At 33.2% G+C, this 2,978-nt stretch carries 4 protein-coding genes; all 4 read right to left on the minus strand.

The genetic code is table 11. From position 1 onward, the window contains the following. Nucleotides 1–306, minus strand: a 306-nt coding sequence (locus QZU81_RS10700) for a DUF1016 N-terminal domain-containing protein (RefSeq protein WP_295591750.1), incomplete at its 3' end; no start/stop codon positions are given. Between the two features lie 254 nt (nt 307–560). Further along, nucleotides 561–1,454 carry a bacteriophage abortive infection AbiH family protein gene (locus QZU81_RS10705; protein ID WP_295591752.1) on the minus strand — a complete coding sequence of 298 codons (894 nt, stop codon included), beginning with the start codon at nt 1,452–1,454 and terminating at the stop codon, nt 561–563. A gap of 8 nt (nt 1,455–1,462) precedes the next feature. Then, a complete protein-coding gene (locus QZU81_RS10710) occupies nt 1,463–2,548 on the minus strand; it encodes a hypothetical protein (RefSeq protein WP_295591754.1) in 1,086 nt (361 codons plus the stop codon). A gap of 19 nt (nt 2,549–2,567) precedes the next feature. After that, nucleotides 2,568–2,978 (minus strand): hypothetical protein (locus QZU81_RS10715; RefSeq protein ID WP_295591756.1); only part of this gene is annotated, 411 nt, incomplete at its 5' end.

Below are 2,978 nucleotides of genomic sequence, written 5' to 3' on the forward strand. Positions count from 1 at the left end.
AGGTCGTGCTATCTCAGGATAATAAAGATAGAATTGCCTATAATTCTTCAGACTGGCAAGGCTGAAGCTTTTGTCATCTAATTGTTCAGCCAAACGTTTCAGCAGTTTATCGCCATACTTTGCACGATCCTTTCCGTGCTGTTCGTATTCTACAATATAAAAGCCTGTCAGCCACGCACGTGTGGTGACATTCCGATTGATGACCAATCGAGCGTCTTGTTGCAGAACATCACTTGTGTTCTGTATACGTCTGACCAAAGAGTCAAAATCCTCACTCATTTGTAGTTCATGTTTGTCTGTTGCCATATCGTGTTTGCAAAATTAATTAATAATCTGTTCTTTCTACCTATATAGTATGCAAAATTTAGAAATGTTATACATCTTCTGCAATATTTGTGAGAATTATCCCCTATAATAATTATGATCTTCCCACCTTTCTATATCAGACCTCTTATCCTTGTTTTTATCTTCATCAGGTACAATCTTATTAAGTAATTTGTAGAGAAGTACCAAAAGAAAAGCAAATAATAAACCAAATAGTTCCATATATGTTTCGTCTTTTATTTTCTGATCAAATCAAATGTTTGGCAATGGACAACGTCTAATTTCAAAAGTGACATGAGCCTCTTCACTGCCATAACATCTCTAGGCTTATCATAGACAGAGAAGAGCCAATCTGCTTCACAGGATATACATTTATTGATCTCTGTAAAATATGGGAGATCCATTTCACTAAGGGAACATCCGTATACAATAACCTTGATAATTGATGATTTTCTTATTTTATCAAAGAAACCACTATTTTCTTTTATATGTTTACTTGTGTCCTTATAAAGACCATGATAATAATTCTCTATTTTTTCAAATGCGACGTCTTCCACAAATGTATCACCTATAATAGCTTGGCTATGATTTGTATCGTGTCCGTAAATATAATGATCAGAAACGTATCTTCTACCATGGATATGGCAAATATTCTCATTAGGTATCTTAAATATATTTTCTAATGTTTCTGTATAGTTAAATGAAAAATAGAGCGCTTCTTTTTCAAAATATGGAAGAGAAGTTTCTCCCCCATAAATTGCTAAAGAATTAACCCATGCATGAAAACATACGTCTAAATCGGATAATATCGAAGACAAATAAGTATCAGGACTATCTTCTATATCATAAGCATAGTGTGGCAATTCCTCATAATCATCAATGTTAAGCCCAATTTGACAATAGTCCATTACGCCATCCCGATCCATTTTCCCCAAAGCATCCTCAAAATCACTCCACAAAAGAGGATCCCCATTGTCGTCAAGAGCAGGGAAGATATTCTCCAATTGATTCGAAAGCATTGCTCCATTTGTCCATTGAGAAATCATATAGTTGTGGAAATCTTGATAAGAGGATGCTATACCAAGATACCTATCAAAACCATTGCCAATTATGAATAATGTTCTGTTCATTAATAGGCCTATTCAAATAACACCATATTTGTTTCTTTAATTTTATTGTTGTGTTCACGAATGATAGATGCATATGAATCTGGATGCATGATCATACTATTAAGCGTCAAAGAAAAATCTTTTTCATTCCAGCATATATTGACTAACTCATTCGCAAAAACGATTTCAGATACGTCATTTTCATATGATTTATAATAAGAGTCTAATTCGTGAAAGACTAATGTAAGAATATGATCTTCTTTACTATAATCTTTCATATACGCTGAAAATGACTTTTGTTTAAAATCTTCCTCAAGTTTATTTGCTTCTTCTTGCCATTTAGTTCTATCTGGATATTGGTCACAAAACCATTTCTTTTCAGTCCTTTCATCATAATGGTAAAGTGTAATATCGATTGCAGGAAATAATTTTTCCAAATACTCATCCATATATAGGTAGTCAGACCTCATGTATGTTGATTCTGACAAATAATTATCGGATCCACGATGTGTAACACACACGTTTGATACTTTTACAGACATACTATTAATTATCTTTGGTATGTCTAACTCATCTATTTTCTTCTTTATATTAAAATAAATACGAATCAAGTCACTTTTATCAGGCCGTTTACAAACCGTTTGCTCATGGTTAAAACATCTTCTTTTAAGCAAATACTTACTAGCAAAATTCAGTTCCAGATTTAGAGTATATTTTTTATCTTTAATCCATATATTGCTACAATAGCGCTCCTGATTTTCATAAACTATCTGACGTCTATGTCTAAATATCATTTTGTCAGGCATAGTGTCATCTGCAGAAAATGAAGAAATAGTAGAAGATCCAGTTTTATCATCTATTAATTGAAAAGAAGATAACTTATCTACAAACCTAACTTCATTCTCCTCCATCTTGAAAATTTCGGATAACTCAGGATTAATGGATATTTTAAAGCGCTTTTCATATGAAAGCTCAGTATCATAAATGATCAAATCGTCGATTTCCAATTCTTCATCAGATTTAAAAAACCTTAAGCGAGAAAAACCGATATTTATAACATAAATATTGGGAAGAATTTTCTGGACTACAATTCCTATTTGATATGTTGTAATCATTGTACTTCTTTTTATAATATTAATTCTTATTTTTCCAAATCACATCTTTTCTATTAACAAGGATTGCAAAGGTCTCTCCTTTTTGGCCTATAGGCATATAGTCTTTAACACTAATATGACACTCCCCCAGCGCCTCTCTTATTCTTGAGATCTTCTCATTTACAGAGTTATCTGTCGGATCTACCAATTTGTCTATGTACTTCTCTGCGTCTTTGCGATTTGACAGGCGGCAATACCACGTTAGTAATTCATCACGATAATCGATGAGATGCTTTAAGGGGAAACCCTCCGGATGATTGAGGAATACGAAATAGAGAGCCTTTGGTAAGGTTGGCATTTTGACTTCTGCTATTGGTGTTCCGTCATCGTATTTCAGGAAAATACGATATTTCTCATCAATCTCCATAATGACCTCTCTTGCCTTTATCTT

Origin of the sequence: uncultured Methanobrevibacter sp. (genome assembly GCF_902770715.1) — an archaeon.
Classification (GTDB): domain Archaea; phylum Methanobacteriota; class Methanobacteria; order Methanobacteriales; family Methanobacteriaceae; genus Methanocatella.